Origin of the sequence: Pectobacterium sp. IFB5596, from assembly GCF_021432585.1 — a bacterium.
Lineage (GTDB): Bacteria > Pseudomonadota > Gammaproteobacteria > Enterobacterales > Enterobacteriaceae > Pectobacterium > Pectobacterium punjabense.
Genome location: NZ_LXFY01000002.1, coordinates 24,758 through 49,515, shown reverse-complemented (window position 1 = coordinate 49,515; position 24,758 = coordinate 24,758). Strand labels below are relative to the sequence as shown.

At 50.5% G+C, this 24,758-nt stretch carries 18 protein-coding genes and 1 pseudogene; 10 read left to right on the top strand and 9 right to left on the bottom strand.

All coding sequences use genetic code 11. The features are described from left to right. Positions 1 to 47: 47 nt before the first annotated feature. The gene (gene plsY / locus A6301_RS04420) at positions 48 to 683 is read right to left on the bottom strand and encodes a glycerol-3-phosphate 1-O-acyltransferase PlsY (RefSeq protein ID WP_205540174.1); all 636 of its coding nucleotides are present in this window, start codon (positions 681 to 683) and stop codon (positions 48 to 50) included. 107 nt (positions 684 to 790) lie between these two features. Between plsY and folB the strand changes: the two genes are divergently transcribed. Both folB and bacA read left to right on the top strand, forming a co-directional pair. Beyond that, on the top strand, positions 791 to 1,144 hold the full coding sequence (gene folB / locus A6301_RS04415; RefSeq protein WP_234257201.1) for a bifunctional dihydroneopterin aldolase/7,8-dihydroneopterin epimerase: 354 nt from the start codon (positions 791 to 793) through the stop codon (positions 1,142 to 1,144). A gap of 147 nt (positions 1,145 to 1,291) precedes the next feature. Next, complete coding sequence (bacA, locus tag A6301_RS04410; protein WP_107170023.1) at positions 1,292 to 2,110, top strand: undecaprenyl-diphosphate phosphatase; 819 nt, start codon at positions 1,292 to 1,294, stop codon at positions 2,108 to 2,110. Positions 2,111 to 2,174: 64 nt separating this feature from the next. Here bacA and A6301_RS04405 read toward each other — a convergent pair whose 3' ends face one another. Together A6301_RS04405 and A6301_RS04400 are read right to left on the bottom strand one after the other, a co-directional pair. Then, a complete protein-coding gene (locus tag A6301_RS04405; protein ID WP_107170024.1) occupies positions 2,175 to 3,419 on the bottom strand; it encodes a multifunctional CCA addition/repair protein in 1,245 nt (414 codons plus the stop codon). A 108-nt stretch (positions 3,420 to 3,527) separates the two neighbouring features. Further along, the gene (locus tag A6301_RS04400; protein ID WP_107170025.1) at positions 3,528 to 4,148 is read right to left on the bottom strand and encodes a TIGR04211 family SH3 domain-containing protein; all 621 of its coding nucleotides are present in this window, start codon (positions 4,146 to 4,148) and stop codon (positions 3,528 to 3,530) included. Between the two features lie 286 nt (positions 4,149 to 4,434). Here A6301_RS04400 and A6301_RS04395 point away from each other — a divergent pair, with 286 nt between their 5' ends. From A6301_RS04395 to A6301_RS04375, 5 genes are all read left to right on the top strand, one after another. Next, positions 4,435 to 5,766 (top strand): inorganic triphosphatase, encoded by a 1,332-nt coding sequence (locus tag A6301_RS04395; RefSeq protein WP_234257200.1) that lies wholly within the window; start codon positions 4,435 to 4,437, stop codon positions 5,764 to 5,766. Positions 5,767 to 5,818: 52 nt separating this feature from the next. Further along, the gene (gene glnE, locus A6301_RS04390) at positions 5,819 to 8,674 is read left to right on the top strand and encodes a bifunctional [glutamate--ammonia ligase]-adenylyl-L-tyrosine phosphorylase/[glutamate--ammonia-ligase] adenylyltransferase (RefSeq protein WP_205540172.1); all 2,856 of its coding nucleotides are present in this window, start codon (positions 5,819 to 5,821) and stop codon (positions 8,672 to 8,674) included. Between the two features lie 56 nt (positions 8,675 to 8,730). Next, complete coding sequence (gene hldE, locus A6301_RS04385) at positions 8,731 to 10,167, top strand: bifunctional D-glycero-beta-D-manno-heptose-7-phosphate kinase/D-glycero-beta-D-manno-heptose 1-phosphate adenylyltransferase HldE (protein WP_107170028.1); 1,437 nt, start codon at positions 8,731 to 8,733, stop codon at positions 10,165 to 10,167. Positions 10,168 to 10,304: 137 nt separating this feature from the next. Further along, the gene (gene ligA / locus A6301_RS04380) at positions 10,305 to 12,359 is read left to right on the top strand and encodes an NAD-dependent DNA ligase LigA (RefSeq protein ID WP_234257199.1); all 2,055 of its coding nucleotides are present in this window, start codon (positions 10,305 to 10,307) and stop codon (positions 12,357 to 12,359) included. 4 nt (positions 12,360 to 12,363) lie between these two features. Continuing rightward, positions 12,364 to 12,585, top strand: a complete 222-nt coding sequence (locus tag A6301_RS04375) for a DUF3820 family protein (RefSeq protein ID WP_107170030.1) — start codon at positions 12,364 to 12,366, stop codon at positions 12,583 to 12,585. 91 nt (positions 12,586 to 12,676) lie between these two features. Here the strand turns inward: A6301_RS04375 and A6301_RS04370 are convergent, their stop codons facing one another. The 4 genes from A6301_RS04370 to garD all read right to left on the bottom strand — a co-directional run bounded on the left by A6301_RS04370 (position 12,677) and on the right by garD (position 17,606). Next, on the bottom strand, positions 12,677 to 13,033 hold the full coding sequence (locus A6301_RS04370; RefSeq protein ID WP_205540170.1) for a FlxA-like family protein: 357 nt from the start codon (positions 13,031 to 13,033) through the stop codon (positions 12,677 to 12,679). Positions 13,034 to 13,229: 196 nt separating this feature from the next. Next, the gene (locus A6301_RS04365; RefSeq protein WP_215483458.1) at positions 13,230 to 13,646 is read right to left on the bottom strand and encodes a FlxA-like family protein; all 417 of its coding nucleotides are present in this window, start codon (positions 13,644 to 13,646) and stop codon (positions 13,230 to 13,232) included. A 181-nt stretch (positions 13,647 to 13,827) separates the two neighbouring features. Beyond that, entirely contained in the window at positions 13,828 to 15,363 is a 1,536-nt protein-coding gene (locus tag A6301_RS04360) for a PAS domain-containing methyl-accepting chemotaxis protein (RefSeq protein ID WP_165800661.1), read from the bottom strand. Positions 15,364 to 16,031: 668 nt separating this feature from the next. Next, complete coding sequence (gene garD, locus A6301_RS04355; protein WP_107170034.1) at positions 16,032 to 17,606, bottom strand: galactarate dehydratase; 1,575 nt, start codon at positions 17,604 to 17,606, stop codon at positions 16,032 to 16,034. 554 nt (positions 17,607 to 18,160) lie between these two features. Here garD and A6301_RS04350 point away from each other — a divergent pair. Beyond that, complete coding sequence (locus A6301_RS04350; RefSeq protein WP_107170035.1) at positions 18,161 to 19,513, top strand: MFS transporter; 1,353 nt, start codon at positions 18,161 to 18,163, stop codon at positions 19,511 to 19,513. 147 nt (positions 19,514 to 19,660) lie between these two features. Here the strand turns inward: A6301_RS04350 and yjjJ are convergent, their stop codons facing one another. Both yjjJ and A6301_RS04340 read right to left on the bottom strand, forming a co-directional pair. Then, on the bottom strand, positions 19,661 to 20,965 hold the full coding sequence (gene yjjJ, locus A6301_RS04345) for a type II toxin-antitoxin system HipA family toxin YjjJ (protein WP_234257198.1): 1,305 nt from the start codon (positions 20,963 to 20,965) through the stop codon (positions 19,661 to 19,663). Positions 20,966 to 21,131: 166 nt separating this feature from the next. Beyond that, positions 21,132 to 21,298, bottom strand: a pseudogene (locus A6301_RS04340) (integrase core domain-containing protein); the annotation flags it as partial. A gap of 665 nt (positions 21,299 to 21,963) precedes the next feature. Between A6301_RS04340 and A6301_RS04335 the strand changes: the two are divergent. After that, positions 21,964 to 23,316, top strand: a complete 1,353-nt coding sequence (locus A6301_RS04335; protein ID WP_234257197.1) for a glucarate dehydratase family protein — start codon at positions 21,964 to 21,966, stop codon at positions 23,314 to 23,316. 37 nt (positions 23,317 to 23,353) lie between these two features. Next, the gene (gene gudD, locus A6301_RS04330) at positions 23,354 to 24,694 is read left to right on the top strand and encodes a glucarate dehydratase (protein WP_107170038.1); all 1,341 of its coding nucleotides are present in this window, start codon (positions 23,354 to 23,356) and stop codon (positions 24,692 to 24,694) included. Positions 24,695 to 24,758 lie beyond the last annotated feature (64 nt).

The following is a 24,758-nucleotide window of genomic DNA, read 5'->3' as shown; positions in this document are numbered from 1 at the left end:
GTCATCTTTCATAAAAAAATTCCCGTGAAAACGGGAATTTTTTTGTCTTATTCTTCGGAGGACGTCTGTTCGTCATCTGGCTGCTTCTTCTTGCGCAGTTTATCCCAGATTTTACTTTCTTGTCCGCGCCATAGGCGTTGGATGTTGTCGTGGTGACGCATCAGTATCAGACAAGAGAGCATCGCGACGGGAAAGGTAAACTGTGGTTTGAACCACCAGACATAAAACGGGGCGATAAGCGCACTGACGATGGCACCGAGTGAGGAATAGCCGCTCAGCAGAACGGTCAGTAGCCAGGTTCCGGTCATCAGGCCTGTCAAATCCCAGCCGATAGGGGCGATGGCACCAAAAGCGGTTGCCACACCTTTCCCCCCGCGAAAGTGGAAAAAGACGGGATAGATATGACCGAGGCAGGCAGCAATGGCGGTTAACCCGAGATACAGCGGGGCAACGCCCAATGCGTAAGCAGCCCAGACTGGCAACATACCTTTCAGAACGTCAAAAACCAACACGGTTGCTGCGGCCGCTTTGCCGCCAATACGCAATACGTTAGTGGCTCCAGGATTGCCAGAACCATGCTGACGCGGGTCGGGTAGCCCAGCAATTCTGCAAAACAAAATCGCACTGGAAACAGAGCCACACAGATACGCGATTAACATCATACCAAGCGCGGTAACACTCATAACGCCATTCCGTTTAATAAGGGTCGTTTTACTCTTCTCATCTGTGGATAATACGCACATTCCGTCGGAAGTGGTATCCGACAGCGACAAAAACAGAGAACGGCGTGATGGATATCGTATTTATTGAAGAACTTACTGTAATCACTACCATTGGTGTTTACGATTGGGAACAGACTATCCAGCAGAAATTGGTGTTCGATATCGAAATGGGCTGGGATAACCGTCAGGCCGCGGCCAGTGACGATGTTAAGGACTGCCTGAGCTATGCCGATGTTAGCGATGCGGTGATTGCCCATGTGGCAAACCAGCGCTTTGCTCTGGTGGAGCGCGTTGCTGAAGAAGTCGCACAGTTGCTGATGCAGCGCTTCTCGATCCCTTGGCTGCGGCTCAAGCTCAGCAAGCCAGGTGCCGTCGCGCAGGCGCGTCAGGTTGGGGTCATTATCGAACGCGGTACGCGATAAATCTGATTTAATAGAATAAATACTGATTTACGTGCAACTAAACCGTAACCCAAATAGTCTATAAGCCAATTGTAGCGGCTCGCGAAAGTACGCGGCCGCTTTTTTATGGGCTCAATTTTCGTTTTTATTAGAGGCAAGGATTTTTAGATGACTGACCTGCATTCGCTGCTAATCGCATTTATTCTTGGCGTGGTCGAAGGGTTGACCGAGTTTCTGCCCGTATCGTCTACGGGGCATATGATTATTGTTGGTCATTGGTTGGGGTTTGTTGATGAGAAAGCCAAGACGTTTGAAGTGATTATCCAACTTGGCTCAATTCTGGCGGTTGTCGTCATGTTCTGGCGTCGTCTCTTTGGCCTGATTGGGATTCACTTTGGCAAGGTGCCGCATGAAGGGCATACGGCTGGCCGACTGAAGCTGACGCACATCTTGCTGGCTATGATCCCCGCGGTGGTGCTTGGGCTGGTTTTCCACGACGTGATCAAATCGTTATTTTATCCACAAAATGTGATGTATGCGTTGGTGATCGGTGGTTTTCTGCTATTAGCGGCTGAATGGCTCAAGCCTAAAAAACCACGTGCCGTTGGGCTGGATGACATTACGCATCGTCAGGCGTTTATGATTGGTTGTTTTCAATGTCTGGCGCTGTGGCCCGGTTTTTCACGTTCGGGAGCGACCATTTCCGGCGGAATGCTGGTGGGCGTCAGCCGCTATGCGGCCTCTGAATTCTCTTTTATTCTGGCGGTTCCCATGATGATGGGCGCGACCGTTCTGGATCTGTATAAAAGCTGGCATTTCTTGTCTCTGGCTGATGTGCCAATGTTTGCCGTGGGGTTTGTGACGGCGTTTGTCGTGGCGCTGATTGCGATTAAAACCTTCCTGAAAATCATCAAACGTATCTCGTTTGTCCCCTTCGCCATTTACCGTTTTATCGTCGCGGGCGTGGTTTACATGGTGTTTATGTAAGATTGAGAGCGTATTTTGTCGTTAGATAGAGAAGAGGCCGCGCTAATGCGTGGCCTCTTTTTTTTCAGGATGTGCCCAATATATCAGGCTGTTGTGCTTTCCACTCTGCCAGAGCGTGAATACGGCGGCGAGCCAGTTCATTGCGCACGTCAATACCCTTAAAACCGTCGGCGACGACGCTTGCGCTGCTGACCAGAGCGGCAACGCGGAAGGCTTCACGCAGGTAATCGCCTTGTGGATAAGGATTCTCTTCAAAACCGGCTCGGCCTCTGGCATCGGCCTCGCTCGTCAGCGCTAGCTGCTCCAGACGCTGGGGTTTGCGCCAGACATCAATTGCATCAAATAACTTCAATAGCGTTTTGGGTTGCAGTACCTGCACGGTATGAATCAGGTCATGATATTCCGCAACTAATTTCGCCAGATCGCGAATGGGATTAGGCACACGTAAACGCTGACACAGGGCTTCAACCAGTTTGACACCCGCAGGGCCGTGGCCATGATGCCGTGGCCACAGTTCGGGGGGCGTTAGCCCTTTTCCGACATCGTGACACAGTGTGGCAAAGCGCACGTCAATCTCAGGGCTGAGGCGTGCGGCCATTGCCACCGTCATCATGGTGTGAATGCCGGTATCGATTTCCGGGTGCCATTTGGCTGGAGCGGGTACGCCATAGAGGTTATCGATTTCAGGGAACAGTACAGCCAGCGCACCGCAGTCACGCAGCACCTGAAAATAAACATCCGGCGACGACGTTCCGAGAGCCTTTTCCGTCTCTTTCCAGACGCGTTCTGGCGTCAGGTAAGCCAGTTCACCCTCATGCACCATTTTTTGCATCAATACCATGGTTTCTTCTGCAATCTGGAAGCCGAGGTGGGCAAAACGGGCGGCAAAACGGGCGACACGCAGGACGCGTAACGGATCTTCGCCAAAGGCGCCAGAGACATGGCGCAGTACGCGGTTTTCGAGATCGCGACGACCGTGATACGGATCGATCAGCTCGCCCTGCTCAGTACGGGCAATCGCATTGATGGTCAAATCGCGGCGGAGTAAATCCTGCTCTAACGTGACATCCGGTGCGGCATGGCAGACAAACCCAGTATAGCCTTTGCCGGATTTGCGTTCGGTTCGTGCGAGGGCGTATTCATCGTGGCTGACAGGATGCAAGAAAACGGGAAAATCCTTTCCAACCTGCTGGTAGCCCTGTGCAAGCAGATTCTCCGGCGTAGCGCCGACCACCACCCAATCTTTTTCGGTGACGGGTAAACTCAGCAGGCTGTCCCGAACAGCACCGCCGACAAGGTAAATCTTCAACGTTGGGCTCCTGAATAAATAACCAATGTTTCGCAACATACTATCATCTTTATGCTGTTGCGTTGGCCGCAGAGAAAAATGCCTGCAAGAAGCAGGCATATATTCCAATCAATTCATCCAACGGTCATTTTTCTTTTTACGCGGGATGATGTGCGGCAGCAGCAAGCCTAGCAGCAAGCCTATCCCCGCAACCCCACCACCATACATGAACCACTGTAGAATGATGGTGCGCTGTTTATCATCAAGCTGGACATTTGCCGCACTGACTTTTTTCTGTGCCACGGTAAGCTGATTTTTCAGATCCTGATTTTCCTGACGTAATCCGTTGATAATATCATCGCTGGCAGCCACTTTTTGCTGCATATCGGCGGTACGCTGGTTCCAGGTCTGATCGATATTATTCAGTTTGTCAGTCAGGTCTTTTACCTGTTTTTCCAATTCCGGCACCCGGGTGCGCAGGCTTGGCGTATCACTAAGCTGGTCGAGAGGAATCCAGGTGGTACGGTTTTTATCATCACGGATCTGCGCATAGCCTGCGCTTTCATTAACGCTGAGTAGCGTGACCTCAGCGCCTGCATTCAGCGTGCCGACGATACGATATTGATTGCCCGGCCCGCTGTGGACATATGTCAATAACTCATCGGAAATGTAGCGTTTTTCTTCCGCCTGTGTGGTCCAACTCAGCGTGAGAGAAAATAAAGTGAAACAGAGTAAGCCTAATTTCTGCATAAGATCATCATGTTGCGTTAATGGTGGTCTGATAGTAGAGGCTTAAGTCTGACGAGGCAATGTATAAACCGAAATGAGAACAGTCTTACTCTTGGCGGAGGTTGTGCTAGGAAGGCTGTGCTCTCCGTATTTAAACAGAAAGGAGAATGTTCTTGATGGCAGGTTTGCATAAGAAATGCGCGCTTGTTCGCAGGTGAAAAAGAGTGTGTGCGGTAAGGGTAGTAAGGTGAAGTAAAATGTTATTTACTGACATAATAATGAACGCGATCTTGGTGTTGTGAAAGCTATGAGTGAAGAAATTGAACTGAAGTTTATTGTTCATCCTGACAGCGTTGAATCGCTGCTGACGCAGTTGGCTGAATGGGAGAGTGATTACAGCCAGTATGAGCATATGCGCGCTCAGCGTCTGAGCAATGTCTATTATGAAACCGCAGATAACTATCTGCGTCGTAATGGGATGGGCCTACGTATTCGCGGCGAGAATGAACGCTACGAAATGACAGCGAAAACAGCGGGTAAGGTGATTGGTGGGTTGCACCAACACCCTGAATATAACGTTGCGCTGGAGAAAGCAGAGTTGGATCTCAGCCTATTTCCCGCGGAAATGTGGCCGGAAGATTGCGATATTGAGGTGCTGCAACCCTCACTTAATCCACTGTTTAGTACGGATTTTACGCGCGAGAAGTGGGTGTTTACTTACTACCAAAGCGTGATTGAGGTTGCATTAGACCGCGGCGAAATTCGTGCTGGCGATCTGAGTGAACCACTGTGCGAACTGGAGATGGAGCTTAAGCTTGGACAAACCACTCATCTGTTGGCCTTGGCAAAAGAAATTGCGGAATTTGGTGGTATGCGGCAGGGGAGCCTCAGTAAAGCGGCACGTGGATACCATCTGGCTAAAGGCAATCCCGTACGCGAATGTCTTCCGCTCAATACATTGGTCGTGGATGCAAAAACCAACATCGATCAGGCCATTCGCGCGGCGTTAGAATTGGCGCTGGCTCACTGGCAATACCACGAAGAGCTTTGGGTAAGAGGGGATTCCTCTGCTCGTGAAGCCCTGCCACAGGCAAGCGCGTTGATGCGTGAAATGCTGGTGCTGGTGGGCGGCGTCGTGCTACGTAAGGTGACTACGCTTTTTCGCTCTGCACTCACTACTCTGGAAAATCGGCTACAAGGCCCCGGTGGCGCGGAGATCTGTTATAGCGCTGACTACCTGCAAAGTAAGTTAGTACTGACTTCCTGGCTAGTCGAGTCTGGCTGGCGTGACTATATGGATAATAAAGATCGCATTAAGCTACAGGGATCGTTCAAACGCTTTGCTGACATTATGCTAAGCCGTAGTACGGCGGAGCTGAAAAGCGCCTTTTCTTCTACCTTGACGGATGCGCAGTACGAGCAGCAAATTCCTCGTCTTCAACGTAATCTCTGCGCATTTCTCCTCTTATCTGGTGCCTATCCGGCAGAGCAAGTCGAAGCTTACACTGAACACTGGCGAGCGTTACTCCAGGAGATTGAGCGGCTTGCTGCCGGGAAGGCTCCTTCCGTCTATCTGGAAGCCCAGCGTAAAGCCGTGCTGACCTTGTCCCCGTTTTGGCTACATAGCGGCGGACAGTAACCGTTAACTGCCGCTTGTCAGTGAGGATAGGCGGCACATCAAGGGAACACCCATGTCGATACTTCCTTTGCCTGCTTTACCTGCGCTTCTGACGGAACACTCTCAGCGTGCGCTATCGCGTTTGCGGGAAGCCGCGCCTGATGCACTGATAACGGACAGCGATGCCGCTGTTTTGGCATTGAGCGATTTTGTCAGTGATGCGCTTGCGCTGCATCCTGACTGGTGGCAAGGGATTCATCAGCAACCGCCGCAGCCTGAAGAATGGCAGCACTACGCCGACTGGCTGAGTAACGCATTGACCGATGTTAACGACGAAAATGCGTTGATGGCGGCATTGCGTCGGTTTCGTCGCCATATGCTGACGCGAATTGCGTGGTCACAGGCGCTGCAAACCAGCACCACCGAACACACGCTGCGTCAGTTGAGTGAACTGGCCGAAGTGGTCATTGTGGCGGCCAGAAGCTGGCTATATCAGGCCTGCTGTCGTGAGTGGGGGACGCCTTGCAATGCGCAGGGCGTGGCTCAGCCTCTGCTGATTCTTGGCATGGGAAAATTGGGTGGAGGAGAGCTCAATTTCTCTTCGGATATCGATCTCATCTTCGTCTATCCCGAAAATGGTCATACGCAAGGCGGACGGCGTGAACTGGATAATGCACAGTTCTTCACGCGTCTGGGACAGCGGCTGATCAAGGTGCTAGATCAACCGACTGTCGATGGTTTTGTTTACCGTGTGGATATGCGGCTACGTCCCTTTGGCGACAGCGGGCCACTGGTACTCAGCTTTGCAGCGATGGAAGATTATTATCAGGAGCAGGGCCGCGACTGGGAACGTTACGCAATGGTCAAAGCGCGCCTGATGGGTGGAATGGATGATGCTTACAGCCAGGAACTGCGTAGTACGCTGAAGCCCTTCGTTTTCCGTCGCTATATTGATTTCAGCGTGATCCAATCGCTGCGAAATATGAAGAGCATGATTGCCCGTGAAGTGCGTCGCCGGGATTTGCGCAACAACATCAAGCTGGGAGCCGGGGGGATTCGTGAAATCGAATTTATCACGCAGGTTTTCCAACTGATTCGTGGCGGGCGTGAACCGGGGTTACAGGGACGATCGCTGCTACCTACGCTCCAGCATGTGGGGACTCTGGGGTTATTAACGCCGCAACAGGTGCTCGATCTCAGTGGCGCTTATCTGTTTCTGCGCCGTCTGGAGAACCTGTTGCAGGCGATTGCCGATGAGCAGACGCAAACGCTGCCGGGTGATGAACTCAATCAGCAACGGCTGGCATGGGGAATGGGTTTCGACAACTGGGACGTACTGCAATCCATGCTGGCACAGCATATGCAGGCGGTGCGGAACGTATTTGATGAGCTGATCGGCGATGATGCACCAGACAATAACGATATCCCCGAACATAGCAGCTACAGCAGCCTATGGCAGGATACGCTGGATGATGGTGAACTGGCTCCGCTAACGCCGCATCTTACGGAAACCGTGCGTGAGAAGTTGATGCGGACGATTGTGGAATTCCGTCACGATGTGGCGAAACGCACAATAGGGCCGCGCGGGCGGGATGTGCTGGATCAGCTCATGCCGTGTTTACTGGCGGAAGTGTGCGCTCGGCAGGAGGCGGATACGGTGCTATCTCGTTTGACGCCGTTACTGTTGGGCATCGTCACACGTACCACCTATCTTGAGCTGTTGCTGGAGTCTCGTGCAGCTTTGGCTCAGTTGATTCGCCTATGTGCGGCTTCGCCGATGGTTGCCAGCCAACTGGCGCGCTATCCCCTCCTGTTAGATGAATTGCTTGATGCCTCAACGCTGTATCAGCCGACGGCACCGGGCGCCTACTCTGATGAGTTGCGTCAGTATTTGATGCGTGTCCCTGAGGACGATGAAGAACAACAACTGGAAGCCGTGCGCCAGTTTAAACAGTCACAGCAGTTGCGCATTGCCGCAGGGGACATCGGCGGCGTCCTACCGGTGATGAAAGTGAGCGATCACTTAACGTATCTGGCGGAAGCGATTATCGCGGCAGTAGTTCAGCAGGCATGGGGACAGATGGTAGCGCGCTACGGTCAGCCATCCCATTTGCAACACCGTGAAGGGCGAGGGTTCGCCGTCATTGCCTATGGCAAGCTTGGCGGCTGGGAGTTGGGTTATCGCTCTGATTTGGATCTGGTCTTCCTCTTGGATTGTCCGTCTGACGTGATGACGGAGGGGGAACGCAGTATTGATGGTCGCCAGTTTTATCTGCGCCTCGCACAGCGAGTCATGCATCTGTTTAGTACTCGGACGTCATCAGGCATTTTGTATGAAGTGGATGCTCGTCTGCGTCCATCGGGCGCGGCAGGCATGTTGGTGAGCACGGTGGAAGCGTTTGATGATTATCAGCGCAACGAGGCGTGGACGTGGGAACATCAGGCGTTGGTGCGTGCACGTATGGTGTATGGCGAAAGCGGTGTGCAGCAGACCTTTGAGTCTATTCGTCGTCGTATTCTTTGCGCAGAGCGTGACGCGGATACTCTGCGAACCGAAGTGCGCGAAATGCGGGAAAAAATGCGTCAGCATCTGGCGAACAAAGATAAAACGCTTTTTGATATCAAAACGGATGCGGGCGGCATTACGGACATTGAATTTATCGCCCAGTATTTGGTACTGCGCTACGCCGCCCAGGAGCCGCGTTTGACCCGTTGGTCAGACAATGTACGAATTCTGGAACTGATGGCGCAGTATGGCGTGATGGAAGAGAGCGAAGCTAATGCGCTCAAGCTGGCCTATGTCACCATGCGCAATGAATTGCACCATCTGGCTTTGCAGGAACTATCTGGCCGTGTCAGCCAGGAGCGGTTTGTTGCGGAGCGGGAGCAGGTGCTGGTGAGTTGGAATAAGTGGCTGGTGGGCGTGTAATGATCGTGCCTATGATATTATTACGCGCATTATGCGAAATAAGCCTGGAGTAGAGGATGAAAGTGACGCTGCCTGATTTCCGTCAAGCGGGTGTGTTAGTGGTGGGTGATGTCATGCTGGATCGTTACTGGTATGGCCCTACCAGCCGAATTTCACCAGAGGCACCGGTGCCTGTGGTCAAAGTTGATACGATCGAAGAGCGCCCGGGTGGGGCGGCGAACGTTGCAATGAACATCGCCGCACTGGGGGCTGGCTCGCGTCTGGTGGGATTAACGGGAATTGATGATGCTGCACGTGCACTGAATGCCAAACTGGCTGAAGTGAATGTGAAATGTGACTTTGTTTCTGTTCCCACGCATCCCACTATCACCAAGCTGCGCGTGCTGTCTCGTAATCAACAGTTGATCAGGCTGGATTTCGAAGAGGGCTTTGAGGGGATCGATCCTCAGCCGATCATCGAACGTATTCAACTGGCGTTACCAAAAATGGGTGCGCTGGTGCTGTCTGACTATGCGAAAGGCGCGTTGGCGCATGTGCAAGCCATGATTCAGACGGCAAAAGCGGCTGGTGTTCCGGTGTTGATCGACCCGAAAGGCACCGATTTTTCTCGTTACCGTGGTGCGACGCTGCTGACGCCGAATCTGTCTGAGTTTGAAGCCGTTGCAGGGCGCAGTAAAACGGAAGAAGAACTGGTCGAGCGCGGTATGCAGGTGGTGGCGGATTACGATCTGTCTGCCTTGTTGATCACCCGTTCCGAGCAAGGGATGACGCTGCTACAGCCAGGTAAAGCACCGCTGCATTTGCCGACGCAGGCGCAGGAAGTGTATGACGTGACCGGTGCAGGCGATACCGTAATTGGTGTTCTGGCTGCTGCGCTGGCGGCGGGTAATCCGCTGGAAGAAGCCTGTTTCTTGGCGAATGCCGCCGCCGGTGTTGTCGTTGGCAAGCTGGGAACGTCTACCGTTACGCCGATTGAGTTGGAGAATGCTATCCGCGGTCGTGCCGAAACCGGATTTGGCGTGATGACTGAAGAACAGTTGAAACATGCCGTTGAGCTGGCGCGTCAGCGTGGCGAAAAGATTGTGATGACCAACGGCTGCTTCGATATTCTGCATGCCGGGCATGTGTCTTATCTGGCAAACGCCCGCAAGCTTGGCGATCGGTTAATCGTTGCGGTAAACAGCGATGCATCCACCAAGCGGCTGAAGGGACCAACGCGACCCGTCAACCCACTGCCGCAGCGGATGATCGTGCTAGGAGCATTGGAAGCTGTCGATTGGGTTGTGCCGTTTGAAGAAGATACGCCACAGCGCCTGATTGCTAGCATCCTGCCGGATATTCTGGTGAAAGGCGGAGACTACCAGCCACATGAAATCGCTGGTAGTGAAGAGGTCTGGGCCAACGGCGGTGAAGTGAAGGTTCTGAATTTTGAGGACGGTTGCTCCACGACAAATATCATCAACACGATTAAAGCCAGCACGTCTAAACCGTAAACGAAATAAAACTGACGGCGCTCAAACGATTTCTGCGCCGCTCAGTCCGCAAGCTAATGATTCTCGCTCTGATACACCACGGGCGAGAATTATAAAAATCATAACGCCGACAGGGCGACACGTCAGATAAAACAGGTATGAAACCAGTGAAGAAAGAACCAGCCGAAGTGAATGCGGCCGCACTGCGGGTAGCGGAGTTGCGCCGGGTCTTACGCCATCACGAATATAAATATCACGTTGAAGATGCGCCCGAAATTCCTGATATCGAATATGACAAGCTCATGCAGGAACTGAAGGCATTGGAGGCCGATCGCCCAGAGCTGGTGACGAGTGATTCTCCTACGCAGCGCGTCGGTGCGGCACCGTTGGCGGCATTTGAACAGGTACGTCATGAAGTGCCGATGTTATCGTTGGATAACGTCTTTGATGAAGAGAGCTATCTGGCCTTCAGCAAGCGAATTGGCGACAGACTGAAGAACGGTGATGACCTGACATTTTGCTGCGAACTGAAACTGGATGGTTTGGCTGTCAGCCTGTTATATGAAGAGGGCGTTCTGGTACAGGCTGCCACGCGTGGGGATGGAACGACGGGGGAAAACATCACCAGCAACATCCGTACCGTTGGAGCGATCCCGTTGCGCCTTGAGGGTGAAAATATTCCGCGCCGTGTTGAAGTACGCGGTGAAGTGTTTATGAAGCATGGCGGCTTTGAAAAATTGAATGAAGAGGCTCGCCGTACAGGAAGCAAAGTCTTTGCCAACCCGCGTAACGCTGCCGCTGGATCGCTACGTCAGCTTGACCCCCGTATCACGGCTAAACGCCCACTGACCTTCTTCTGCTATGGCGTCGGCCTGCTGGAAGGCGGTGAATTGCCCGCCAGTCACTGGGAGCGCCTGATGCAGTTCAAGGCATGGGGGCTACCCGTTAGTGACAGAATCAAGCTCTGTACTGGCTCGGCCGAGGTGCTCGATTTTTATCGTCAGGTTGAACAGACCCGCAGTGCGTTAGGTTTTGATATTGACGGCGTCGTTGTCAAAGTTGACTCGCTGGCGTTGCAAGAGCGATTAGGGTTCGTTGCCCGCGCACCGCGCTGGGCAGTGGCGTTTAAATTCCCCGCGCAGGAACAGCTGACTTGGGTGCGCGATGTCGAGTTTCAGGTAGGGCGGACGGGGGCGATTACGCCCGTTGCGCGTCTGGAGCCGGTCGCCGTAGCGGGTGTGATTGTCAGCAACGCCACCCTGCATAATGCTGATGAAATTGAGCGGCTGGGTTTGCAGATTGGCGATCGTGTCATTGTACGTCGAGCGGGGGATGTGATCCCGCAGATCGTTGGTATTGTTGAATCTGAGCGGCCAGAAACCGTACAACCGATCGTCTTTCCCGTGGCTTGTCCCGTGTGTGGATCTGACGTTGAGCGTGTGGAAGGGGAAGCCGTCACGCGTTGTACCGGTGGCTTGATCTGTGGTGCCCAGCGTAAAGAGGCACTGAAGCACTTTGTTTCTCGCCGTGCGCTGGATGTTGAGGGCATGGGCGATAAGATCATCGATCAACTGGTGGAAAAAGAGTACGTCAAAACGCCAGCCGATCTGTTTCGTTTAAGCGCCGGGATCATGACGGGGTTGGATCGCATGGGGCCGAAGTCTGCGACAAATCTGGTCAATGCGCTGGAAAAAGCGAAAAGCACTACGCTGGCGCGTTTCCTGTATGCGTTGGGGATTCGTGACGTTGGCGAATCGACGGCTGCCAATCTGGCTGCTCATTTCGGTTCACTGGAGGCGCTTTTTGCGGCAGATGAAGAAGCGCTGCTGGCGGTGCCGGATGTCGGTAAAGTTGTTGCTGCGCATGTACGCCATTTTCTTGAAGAAGAACACAACCAAACTGTGATCCGCGAGCTGACCGATCCTGCCGGCATCAACATCCACTGGCCTGAGGTTGAAATCATCAATGCCGAAGAGATTGACAGCCCGTTTGCGGGAAAAACGGTGGTATTGACCGGATCGCTGAGTATTTTGTCCCGCGATGAAGCCAAAGATCGGCTAACGGCATTAGGGGCAAAAGTCAGTGGTAGCGTCTCGAAGAAAACCGATATGGTGATTGCCGGTGAAGCCGCAGGCTCTAAACTGGCAAAGGCGCAAGAGTTGGGGATTACGGTGATCGATGAGGCGGAAATGATCCGATTATTAGGGGCGTAAACGGATGGAAAAAGAAGACCTGATAGACATTGCCACGATGCAGATGCCCTTTGGTAAATATAAGGGGCGGGTACTGATTGATTTACCAGAAGAGTACCTGCTGTGGTTCTCCCGCAAGGATGAATTTCCTCATGGTCGCTTGGGAGAATTGATGCAAATTACGCTGGCAATCAAGATAGAGGGTCTGCAAGGGTTAGTCACGCCGCTGAAGCGGTCCCGCCCCTGATTATTAACTTCCTGCCACAGGCTCTGACGAAAAAAGGTCGCTTCAATGAAGCGACCTTTCATGTTAACTGGTTACCCATCCCTGACACAGGCTAGACGTAGATATTAATTTTATTGTCTGCTGTCGGACGATTAACGCCCTCTTGTTTAGCATGTTGCGTCGAAGCAGAGGAATCAGACTGCTGCTCTGATTTTTCACTCTGCAAGCGGGCAATTTGCGCCTGCAACGCTTGGATCTGCGCCTGAATTGCCTGCTGCTGCTGTTCGATCAGTTTACGATCTTCATCGCTTTCTGCGCTGGAAGCCGATTCGGTCAGCTTACTCGCCTGTTTGGTGAGCGCCTGGACCTGCTTGGTGAGCTGCGCAATCTGTTGTTCTGATGTGCTGCTGCTTTTACTGCTGCTTGCGGTTGTCGTCGATACGCTAATACTGCTGATTGTGTTTGACATCTTCCCTCCTGAAAATATGCCTAATACCCGAATTATTGGCGGGACAAGCCCTTATATCGGCAATTTAAACACTTTCTCGAAGGTGACATTGTTGGCAATGAAACATGAAATACTCACTTTCCTGATAGCTAATGTAACAAAGTATATCTACCAGGAAAGGGAGAGGAAGAAAGGGGAGATTCGTCAGAGATGGTGATTAGACGTAGATATCAACACCGTCTTTTTTTCCTTTATTTTCTAAAGGTTGTGATGCTTTGTCTGACGCTGCGCTAAGCGCTTTCTTTTCAGCTTCTTCTTTTTGGATACGGGCAATTTCGGCATACAGGGCTTGTATTTGCGCCTGGATCATCTGCTGCTGCTGCTTGATGAGTTTGCGTTCATCTTCACTTTTCGCACTGGCGGCTGACTCACCCAACTCTTTTAGCTTTTTGGTTAGCTGTTGGATTTGATTTTGTAATGCGGCAATCTTTTGTTGAGCTCCACTACCTGCCGTAGACGCAGACTTACTCTCTGTAGCAGAGGTAGCCTTACTTGATGTCGCTTTACTGGTTGTCGGAGCCACCGTGGCTTTTGACAACGTATTCATGGTAATCCGGCTGATATCGTTGGACATCACTTCCTCCTGAAATAAGTCAGTTCTTCAGTTACTATCGGCGGTATTGTTATTTTCTTTACGAAAAGCTTACAAATGAAATGGGGCGAGGAGCGGCTAGGCATTTGTTGCAAAGAAGAATGAGCGCTGGCAAGAGTGTTTCCTTACTCCCTTGCCAGTAATCGTGCTGGGATGGGGGCAATTAGCTCCCGTACACGTTAATTGCGCTGTTCAGTCGCTTAGCCTGAAGGTTTAGCCCTTCGGCGGCATCGGTTGATTGCGTAACCATATCGGTATTGCCCTGTGTCATTTGTTCTATCTGCGCAATCGAGGTATTGATCAGGCCTAATGCAGAAGTCTGCTCATGTGTCGCATTGCTGATCTCTTTGATCATGGTGGAGACTTGGAATACTTCATCAACGATATCGCTGATATGTTTACCCGCGGTTTCTACCATTGTGCTGCCTTGCTTCACACTTTCAACGTTGGCATCGATCAGGGTTTTAATTTCTTTAGCCGCAGAAGCGGAGTGCTGCGCCAGATTGCGGACTTCGGCGGCGACCACGGCAAACCCTCGCCCTTGTACGCCAGCGCGAGCGGCTTCAACGGCGGCATTCAACGCGAGGATATTGGTCTGGAAAGCGATGCTGTCTATTACACCAATAATATCGACGATTTTATCGCTGGCGCTGGAAATGGAATCCATCATCCCGATGGTTTCCTTCATGATATTGCCACCTTTAAGCGCGGTGCTGCTGGCAGCTTCTGCCATTACTGTCGCTTGTGCCGCCGTTTCTGCACTTTGCTGCACAGCAACGGTAATTTCTTCAATGGCTGCGGCGGTTTGTTGCAGATTTGCCGACGTTTCTTCTGTACGGCTATTCAGATCGACATTGTTTTCCGCCAATTTACGGCTGACATTCGTGATGCCGTTAACTTGCGTACTGACGTCATCGACAAGCGAATGCAGATTCAGGCCAAACTGGTTAACTGAACGTAGCAGTAAGCCAATTTCGTCTATCCGATTGAGGTGGATATGTTTTACTTTACGGCCTGATACCACATGCTGCGCCTGTTTGAGTATCATCTTGATTGGCTGTGCAATTTGCTGCTGTAGAAACTGATCCATGATGACGATGAGTGGTAACGTCAGCGCCAACAGCCACAGGGGGTTCATGCCACTGAAAGCAAGTAATGTGGGAATAAGCCCGACAGCCAATACCGCAGCACGCAAGCGCCAGCGGACTGACAATTTCTGCAAAAGCGACAGCGGAGAGAAAAGTCCGGTGCGAACAACCAATCCTTTGTAGAATTTACGGCTGCCAGCCTGCTTTTTCTGCACGGCGCTGTACAACATTTCGGCCGCTTTTATTTCTTCGGCGCTGGGTGTGTTACGTACCGAGATATAGCCTGCCAGCTGCTCTTGCTGGTAAACCGGGGTCACGTTGGCGCGAACCCAGTAATGGTCACCGTTATTACGGCGGTTTTTGACTAATCCGGTCCAGCTATCGCCTTGTTTCAGCGTAAACCACAGATCGGCATAGGCCTCAACGGGCATGTCTGGATGGCGCACAATATTGTGCGGCTGGTTGATGAGCTGCTCTTCAGAAAAACCGCTAACCTTAATAAAGGCAGAGTTGGCATAGGTAATGTGGCTGTGAATATTTGTTGTGGACATCAATATGGTGTCCATGTCTAACAGATACTCCTGCTGTGTGACAGGTGTATTTAATCTCATTAGAAACCCCGGCGTACGTATCCCGCTCAGTTTCCAAGTTCAGCCATGCCGACCGCTTTTCTCGTCTCAGCGGTTCTGGCTATTCCAGAGGCTAAGACGTTGCAAGGCTGCCGCGTGACGATACTGTGAAATCTGTCAGGCATATTGCTGTGTAAATATTCAAGTTATTCAAATGGGTATACTGAAATTTCTTGGGTGGCTTACTCGCTTATATAAAATAATGCCAAGCACTATTTAATAATGAGCGGGCTATTAACCCTATATTGTGCGTGATGGAGATTTTGTAACTATATATTTGTAACAAATATTTCATCATTGTTAGCACGCTTTTTCAGCAGGCGTAAATTTATGATGAGGACGATTACCTGTCAATTGATTCATTTTATTGGCAATAAATAATTAGAGAAAAAATGATGAAGAATAGGGGAGTAGAACATAGAATTTTTACTTGAAATGTGTTCTATATAAACATTGTTTCTGATTAAGAATAATCACTTGTTAATTTTTTTATATTATTTCATTGCACCAATGGAATGAAATGTTGCTGCATTGCTATTTGTTATTCTTTTTCTCCGTTTTTTCCCCTTCGCATTAAAGCGGAATTTATTGCAGATCAAATAACGCCATCCGCAGGCCGGAGAATGACTCTGACCTGCGGGAAAAGATAATCAGGTTACCGGGGCCGGGTTGAAAACGGCCAAGGCGTTATGAAGTCCCCATTGATCGGACCAGGTTTTTTTCCTGCCGCTGGCGATATCCAAAATGAAATGGAAAAGCTGCCAGCCGACGTCTTCAATTGTGGCTTCTCCGGTTGCAATCGTACCCGCGTCAATGTCCATCAGGTCGTGCCAGCGGTTTGCCAATGCGGTTCGGGTTGCCATTTTGATCACGGGTACGGCAAGCAGACCATAGGGCGTACCGCGACCGGTGGTAAAGACCTGTACGGTGATGCCAGAAGCGAGCTGCTGTGTTCCACATACAAAGTCGCTGGCTGGCGTTGCGGCGTAAATCAACCCGCGTTTGGTGGGACGTTGACCGGGAGACAGAACTTCGACAATTGCACTGGTACCGGATTTGGCGATAGAGCCAAGCGCTTTTTCCACCACATTCGCGAGGCCACCTTTTTTGTTGCCCGGCGATGGGTTAGCGCTACGGTCAGTCTGACCGCTGTCGAGATAATTATCGTACCAGGCCATCTCTTCCAGCAGACGTTTACCCACGTCTTCATTGATAACGCGTGGCGTTAACAGATGAATGGCGTCACGCACTTCGGTTACTTCAGAGAACATGACGGTTGCGCCGCAGCGTACCAGCAGGTCGGATGCAAAACCAACGGCCGGGTTAGCGGTGACGCCAGAAAAAGCATCGCTGCCGCCACACTGCATGCCGACAACCAATTCTGATGCCGGACAGGTTTCACGCTGACGTTTGTTCAATCGTTGCAGGTGCTTGTCTGCCATCGTCAGAATGTCATCCACCATCGATCGGAAACCAACATGTTGTTCATCCTGCAAGCGGACAATGCTGGTGTCATCAAGAGAAATGGCCTGTACATCCGGCGTCCCTTCCAGCAGACGTTCCGGCTGTAATTTTTCACAACCCAGACCCACCACCAGTATTTCGCCGCCAAAATTTGGGTTTAATGCCAGATTGTGAATGGTGCGGATGGGAACCACTGCGGCAGGGGCATTGATTGCCACACCGCAGCCATAGAGGTGATTGAGTGCGACCACGCCATCTACATTGGGATAGTTGGGCAATAAATCCCGTTCGATAATTTTGACCACGTAGTCCACTACGCCCGCGACGCAATGCACGCTAGTGGTAATGCCTAACAGATTTTTCGTACCCACGCTGCCATCGGCGTTACGATAACCTTCAAAGGTATAGCCTTCCAGAGGGGGAAGCGCGGGGGGGATTTTGGTCGCCAGCGGCAGAGTTTCTAGCGCAGGAGCCTGAGGCAATTCGACCAGGGATTCATCAATCCAGCTTCCCTGGGCAATATCGCGCAGTGCATACCCGATAATTTCGCCATAGCGGATGATTGCACCTGCTTTGGCGATATCAACAAGGGCAACTTTGTGCCCCTGTGGAACATGCTCAATTAATTCCAGATCATCATTAAAACGGGTTCCAGCACGTAAGCCATTATTATTAACAACAATGGCAACATTATCAGAATCATGAACCTTAATATAAAGTGGCTGCTCTTGTGCAGCATTACTTTCTGATTTATCTGACATGATGCAAGCCTTTATTATTGGTTTATCAGAAACGTAGTAGTCACTATTACCACGCTATTACTTCATTGCTCGCTAATGAGTATACGTGAGGTTCTCTTCTCATACATTATGCAATTGACCTAAGCCGGCGCTGTTTGTTTCTTATTTATCAGGCTAAGTTCCAGTTTTCGGTGAGTTTGATCACATTCTGCCCGCACGTGGTTTCTAAGGCGGAAATGAAAATAATGTGTATGAATGTAAATAGAAAATAACGGCATTTTTCGTGAAACACCTCGCACTATATAGGGCAAGTGCACCAACATATTCCAAAGGGGATTTTTAATGTTGTGCTTTTATCTAGTGAGCACCCAGCAGGTAAAAATTATAATGTTCCTGCGAGTTGAAGATGTCAGCTAATTACTCTGAAGCTATATAGCCTGGCTATTCGCAAAAAAAATAAAAATGGGAATTTAACTATACCCTAAATAATCCACTGATCTTCATTCTGATAACCCTACGCCGTTATCTGTTATTTGGAATGAATGAGCGAACCGCGATTGAAGCAGGAGTTCATCATGAATACAGTAAGCTCAGCAGCTGGCGCGATACAAAAGAGAACAAACGCCCGCTACTGGATTGTCGTGATGTTGTTTATTGTCACGTCATTTAACTATGGAGACCGTGCGACCTTGTCCATTGCTGGTTCAGCAATGTCTAAGGAAATTGGGTTGGATGCGGTAGGGATGGGCTATATCTTCTCTGCGTTCTCCTGGGCATACGTTATTGGTCAAATACCGGGAGGCTGGCTGCTCGATCGCTTTGGCTCAAAGAAAGTCTACTTCTATAGTATCTTCACCTGGTCGATTTTTACCTTATTACAAGGGTTTGTCGATATATTCAGTGGCGCGGGCATTGTTATTTCTCTGTTCCTTTTACGCTTTATGGTTGGTCTGTGCGAATCGCCTTCCTTCCCAGGAAATAGCCGCATTGTCGCTGCCTGGTTCCCTGCTCAAGAGCGTGGAACAGCTGTTGCGATATTCAACTCGGCACAGTACTTTGCGACGGTGATCTTCGCCCCTATCATGGGCTGGCTGGTACATGCCGTGGGTTGGGCGCATGTGTTCTGGTTCATGGGTGGGTTGGGTATCATCCTCAGCTTTGTCTGGCTGAAAGTGATCCATGATCCGAAGGATCACCCTAGCGTGAATCAGGCTGAACTGGATTATATTGAAGCTGGTGGTGCACTAATTAATATGGATGCCAAAGGGTCGAAGAATGCGACCGTGAAGGGTGAGAAATGGCATCAGATCAAGCAATTAATGCAGTCTCGTATGATGCTTGGTGTTTACATCGGTCAATATTGCATTAACGCATTAACCTACTTCTTTATCACTTGGTTCCCGCTTTATCTGGTTCAGGCGCGTGGGATGTCGATCCTCAAAGCGGGATTTGTCGCCTCGGTGCCTGCTATCTGTGGTTTTGTCGGCGGCGTTTTGGGCGGCATCATTTCTGACTATTTGATGCGCCGGACTAATTCACTGACCTTTGCCCGTAAAACACCTATCGTTCTTGGTATGTTGCTCTCCATGTCGATGGTGATTTGTAACTACGTGGAAACCGAGTGGGTCGTTATTGCGGTGATGTCTGCGGCTTTCTTCGGCAAAGGTATTGGTGCGCTAGGTTGGGCGGTTATGGCCGATACTGCACCGAAAGAAATCAGCGGGTTAAGCGGTGGGCTGTTCAATATGTTCGGTAATGCGTCAGGCATCGTCACGCCGATTGCAATTGGCTACATCATCGGGATGACCGGCTCTTTTAATGGTGGTCTGGTGTATGTCGGGATTCACGCGCTGGTTGCTATCGTTAGCTACCTGTTCATCGTGCAAGATATTAAACGTATCGAATTGAAGCCGTTCGTTAAGCGTTAATTAGCATCTCTGAATGTAGCTGTAATACAACACGCCGAGCCATCATGCTGATAGCTCGGCGTTTATTTATATCATGGAAAATATTGTGGTCTATTATCGGTGGGAGGAGTCACTCTCTTAAGTGACCCTCTTAGCAATTACAGGTCATTATCCCAAGCGCGATATACGCGATCTAGCCTCGTCAAGGTGGCTACGCAACGCCGTAAGGCATGGGCCAAAATTGGCGGATAAGTGGCTGCTATCACGTGCTAAAGCTAAGAAATTCTCTGCCAGCTCCAATGCTTCCTGCCAGATTTCCCCGCTGATCACTTCAAGTAGTTTCGCTGGTCGAAGTGTATTCACTCTTTCGCCACCTGATTTAGGGGCAAAACCCATTGGCAGCATGTCGTAGGCTGGCGCAAGCTTGTATGGGCGGCCATTGCTACTAATGAACGACAGGTTACCGTGGTGCATGTCGGTATTGCCGATCAGCGTCCCAAATGCCCAAAGTCGTGCCGTGCCAATTGAGGCATCAGGATGAACATGTCTTTGCTTAACCAGCTCATTGACCAAAATGGGCCAAGGGTCCCGCGCGCGACCTACAAACTCAGCCTCTAGCGACCGTAAAGAAAAGATACCAATACGGCCTAACAGGCCTGCACGGTCGAACCGCGGGATCTCAAGGAAGCGTCGCCCTCCAAAATCAAACACCTCTGTGTCTACTCCGAGCACTTTTAACGCAAGATGTTCGGACTGTAGCAGGTCGCGCCAGCGTTCACTTATGGGGTTATCGTCCAGAGCTGTGAATTTCACTAGCACATGGCCACTTTCTGTATAGGTGCAAAATTTTGGTTGCTCACCTCCAGCAGATGAACCTGGTACCTCACCGGAGCTAACAGCCAACGCTAGCGTGGGATAGGCTGTAGCTCGATCAACGGGAGTAGGTAACGGCATCTCCACAAATTGGTTTCTTGCCTGTTCACCTATCAATAGATTTCCTACCGCATCGTACCCATGAGCTAACAAGGCTCTAATAACATTAGCGTCAGTCCAGTCTTCTGGATTAGGAGGTAAACCAAGCTCGGCTGAATATGTTGATGCATATGCTCGCCCAAGATATCCCTGTGGCCGCATGTCAAATAACCACCAGGGCAGCCCGTCACTATGAATACACTCATTGCTAGTCTCCTCCATGACAAATCCGTCTGGGTGAACGGGAATGAGTTTACCAAGTGATGTTACTTGACCCCCTTCGGTTATGCGGTAAATGGGGGTAGGATCAAACCCGCGAAAATCGTCACGCAAAGAATATTGAATAGATGAACCTGATCCAAATCGAACAACATTATCACCAAGTGAATTTAAATCTCGGGAAACAGTAGGTTGGCTAACGCCAGTAATATCAGATAATTGCCTTGCGGTCATTGGCCCCAGGCGTAGCATTTTGCGTATCATGTCAAAGCGATTTTTCATAACGCCGAACCACTTAATGAATTAAAAATGAATAGATTATTGAATAGAAAATGAATGGTAATCTATCAGTTATTTTATAAGATGTCATATTCGTAGGGCGCTTCTCTATTGATGTGCTTGCAAGTAGACCTGTTTTAGTCACACGTACTGTTGGCGCTCCCAGTTTTTCAGCCATCAGCAGGTAGTTTTCCTGCGTTAGATCGTTCAGCGATTCGTGAGACTGCTCGCTATTGTATTCTGTTAGCTAACGCCTTGTGATTTCTCGTGCTTAATTCAGCATTCTGAACAGACTTCAGTCCGGTATGTCCGGTTAAAACGCTCGATAAAGGCATTCGACCTTCATTCTGTGTAATTTAGAAGATTAGTTTTAAAAGTGTGGTGTGAGAGGGAACGTAAACTGTGACTATCAACTTGTATAAAAAAGCCTAAAAAACGAGTGACACAGCGTTAGTTCATGAAGTGTGTTAATTGTGGACAATTATTGATGTTAACTATTTAAATAAAAACAATAATTTAAGATTTTTTACTAGCTGAATTCTCACACAACATAAGTTAAAGAAATTCGCTTTTCCTCGTTTTCGTGAAACATCTCCCATTCGACTGTGATAATGACATATTTAATCTGCATTTAGACAGGGAATGCTGTGCTATTGCCCAATGAGTTGTGAAATAAGAAAACTTATACTTTTTACTGAGGTTGGTAAGGCGATACGAAGTTCGACACCGCTTTTCTGACCGTGTTATTTCGGTATTAAGGCAGTTATACCTGTTTTTATTCTGATAACCCTACAAGCATGGTTCATTCCAAATCAGAGTAAAAACAAGGTCGCGCTAATAAAGTAGGAAAACAATATGAAATCATCTACTGGTGCACCATCTGTTTTTTCTTTCTGTATGACTGAATTATTTTCATCTGCCTCAATGTGTTCCTGCATTTTGGCAAACATCGGAAACCTAAGCGTAAACCCTGTGCGCTCCATTCATGAAAGGAGCCTGTGATGACAAGTTTTTCCGCAACCCCTGTAATTACCGATATGAAAGTCATTCCTGTTGCAGGCTATGACAGCATGCTGTTGAACATCGGGGGTGCACATGGCGCTTACTTCACTCGTAACCTCGTCATTTTAACCGACAGCGCCGGGCATACCGGTGTCGGCGAAGCGCCCGGTGGTGACGTTATTTACAACACGCTGGTTGAAGCGATTCCCCGCGTAAAAGGCGAACAAATCGCCCGTATGAACCGTTTGGTTCATGACATTCATCTCGGCAACCAATCTTCTGATTTTGATTCTTTCGGCAAAGGTGCCTGGACGTTTGAACTACGCGTGAATGCGGTGGCAGCACTCGAAGCGGCACTGCTCGATCTGCTGGGGCAATTTATGGGTGTCCCTGTTGCTGAGCTGCTGGGGCCGGGTAAACAGCGTGATGAAGTCACCGTGCTCGGGTATCTGTTCTATATCGGCGACCGTACGAAGACGGATTTACCCTATTTGTCGGGTGAGAAAGTGTCGGGAGAGAAAGACAAACACGAGTGGTATCACCTGCGTCACCAGCAGGCGATGGACAGTGAGGCGATTGTGCGTTTGGCCGAAGCCACCACTGACCGCTACGGATTTAAAGATTTCAAACTCAAAGGTGGCGTGTTGCCCGGCGAGCAGGAAATCGATGCTGTGAAGGCACTGAAGAAACGTTTTCCGGATGCTCGCATTACCGCCGATCCCAACGGAGCCTGGCTGCTGGATGAAGCGATTGATTTATGCAAAGACATGAAGGGTATTCTGACCTATGCGGAAGATCCGTGCGGTGCTGAGCAGGGTTTCTCTGGTCGTGAAGTGATGGCTGAGTTCCGCCGTGCTACCGGACTGCCGGTGGCGACCAACATGATTGCCACCAACTGGCGTGAAATGAATCATGCCGTGATGTTGCAGGCCGTCGATATCCCACTGGCCGATCCGCATTTCTGGACGATGCACGGTGCGGTGCGCGTTGCTCAGATGTGTGACGAATGGGGTCTGACATGGGGTTGCCATTCCAATAATCATTTCGATATCTCCCTGGCGATGTTCACACACGTGGGCGCAGCGGCGCCGGGTAACCCGACAGCGATTGATACGCACTGGATCTGGCAGGAAGGCCAGCACCTGACTAAAGAACCGCTGCAAATCGTCAACGGTAAAATTAAGGTGCCGGAACGACCCGGTTTGGGAATCGAGCTGGATATGGCACAGGTGATGAAAGCCCATGATCTGTACAAAAAATTACCGAGTGGGGCACGTAATGATGCCGCCGCCATGCAGTACCTGATTCCTGGTTGGAAGTTTGATCGCAAACGCCCGGTTTTTGGCCGCTAACCCTACAGTGAAAAATTAGAGAGATAAGGATAAGAAAATGACATTGCAAAGTTCAACGCCGGTTATTACCCACATGCAGGTTATTCCGGTTGCAGGTCACGACAGTATGCTGCTCAATCTGAGTGGCGCACATGCACCCTATTTCACGCGCAACATTGTGATTCTGAAAGATAACGCTGGGAATACCGGTGTCGGTGAAATTCCTGGTGGTGAAAAAATCCGCCAAACGCTGGAGGATGCTGCCGCGTTGGTGGTGGGGAAAACGCTGGGTGAATATAAAAACGTGATGACAGCGGTGCGTACGCAGTTCGCTGACCGTGATTCATCCGGGCGCGGTTTGCAGACGTTCGATCTACGTACCACCATCCATGTCGTCACAGGGATTGAAGCCGCCATGCTCGATCTACTGGGGCAATTCCTCAATGTCAGCGTGGCCTCGCTGCTCGGTGATGGTCAACAGCGTGATGCGGTAGAAATGCTGGGTTACCTGTTCTATATCGGCGATCGTAATAAAACCGATCTGCCTTATCAGAGCCAGACGAATGAGAAGTGTGATTGGTATCGTCTGCGCCACGAAGAAGCCCTGTCTCCTGACACCATCGTGCGCTTGGCAGAAGCTGCGTATGAAAAATACGGTTTCAATGATTTCAAACTGAAAGGCGGCGTCTTGGCCGGTAGCGAAGAGGCCGAAGCGGTGACTGCGCTGGCGAAACGCTTCCCGCAGGCGCGCATCACGCTAGACCCGAACGGAGCCTGGTCGCTGGATGAAGCCATCGGTTTAGGCAAACAGCTGCGCGGCGTGCTGGCGTATGCAGAAGATCCGTGCGGTGCGGAACAGGGTTTCTCCGGTCGTGAAGTCATGGCGGAATTCCGCCGGGCGACGGGGCTGCCTACCGCGACCAACATGATCGCCACCGATTGGCGACAAATGGGCCACACTATCTCGCTGCAATCGGTCGATATTCCGTTGGCCGATCCGCACTTCTGGACGATGCAAGGTTCGGTTCGTGTGGCGCAGATGTGCCACGAATGGGGCTTAACCTGGGGTTCTCACTCCAATAACCACTTTGATATTTCACTGGCGATGTTTACCCAAGTTGCCGCAGCGGCTCCGGGTAAGATTACGGCGATTGATACGCACTGGATTTGGCAGGAAGGCAACCAACGCCTGACGAAAGAACCGTTGCAGATTGTTGGCGGTATGGTGGAAGTGCCGAAGAAACCGGGTCTGGGTGTCGAGCTGGATATGGATCAGGTAATGAAAGCACACGAACTGTATAAAAACATGGGATTAGGCGCACGTAACGACGCAATGGGAATGCAGTACCTTATTCCTGAGTGGACGTTTGATAATAAACGTCCTTGTCTGGTTCGCTAACGTTCTGCTTTTCCGTTTTTTGAGCGCGCCGCTTCAGGTAAGCGGCGCTGGAATGACCGAGGAT

Excerpts from the sequence above, each read along its gene's own strand:
- glnE (WP_205540172.1), top strand. The coding sequence starts at position 5,819 with ATGTCGATACTTCCTTTGCCTGCTTTACCTGCGCTTCTGACGGAACAC.
- ligA (WP_234257199.1), top strand. The coding sequence starts at position 10,305 with ATGAAACCAGTGAAGAAAGAACCAGCCGAAGTGAATGCGGCCGCACTG.
- bacA (WP_107170023.1), top strand. The coding sequence starts at position 1,292 with ATGACTGACCTGCATTCGCTGCTAATCGCATTTATTCTTGGCGTGGTC.
- A6301_RS04360 (WP_165800661.1), bottom strand. The coding sequence starts at position 15,363 with ATGAGATTAAATACACCTGTCACACAGCAGGAGTATCTGTTAGACATG.
- yjjJ (WP_234257198.1), bottom strand. The coding sequence starts at position 20,965 with ATGAAAAATCGCTTTGACATGATACGCAAAATGCTACGCCTGGGGCCA.
- A6301_RS04370 (WP_205540170.1), bottom strand. The coding sequence starts at position 13,033 with ATGTCAAACACAATCAGCAGTATTAGCGTATCGACGACAACCGCAAGC.
- gudD (WP_107170038.1), top strand. The coding sequence starts at position 23,354 with ATGACATTGCAAAGTTCAACGCCGGTTATTACCCACATGCAGGTTATT.
- folB (WP_234257201.1), top strand. The coding sequence starts at position 791 with ATGGATATCGTATTTATTGAAGAACTTACTGTAATCACTACCATTGGT.
- A6301_RS04400 (WP_107170025.1), bottom strand. The coding sequence starts at position 4,148 with ATGCAGAAATTAGGCTTACTCTGTTTCACTTTATTTTCTCTCACGCTG.
- garD (WP_107170034.1), bottom strand. The coding sequence starts at position 17,606 with ATGTCAGATAAATCAGAAAGTAATGCTGCACAAGAGCAGCCACTTTAT.
- A6301_RS04395 (WP_234257200.1), top strand. The coding sequence starts at position 4,435 with ATGAGTGAAGAAATTGAACTGAAGTTTATTGTTCATCCTGACAGCGTT.
- A6301_RS04335 (WP_234257197.1), top strand. The coding sequence starts at position 21,964 with ATGACAAGTTTTTCCGCAACCCCTGTAATTACCGATATGAAAGTCATT.
- A6301_RS04365 (WP_215483458.1), bottom strand. The coding sequence starts at position 13,646 with ATGTCCAACGATATCAGCCGGATTACCATGAATACGTTGTCAAAAGCC.
- A6301_RS04350 (WP_107170035.1), top strand. The coding sequence starts at position 18,161 with ATGAATACAGTAAGCTCAGCAGCTGGCGCGATACAAAAGAGAACAAAC.
- plsY (WP_205540174.1), bottom strand. The coding sequence starts at position 683 with ATGAGTGTTACCGCGCTTGGTATGATGTTAATCGCGTATCTGTGTGGC.
- A6301_RS04375 (WP_107170030.1), top strand. The coding sequence starts at position 12,364 with ATGGAAAAAGAAGACCTGATAGACATTGCCACGATGCAGATGCCCTTT.
- hldE (WP_107170028.1), top strand. The coding sequence starts at position 8,731 with ATGAAAGTGACGCTGCCTGATTTCCGTCAAGCGGGTGTGTTAGTGGTG.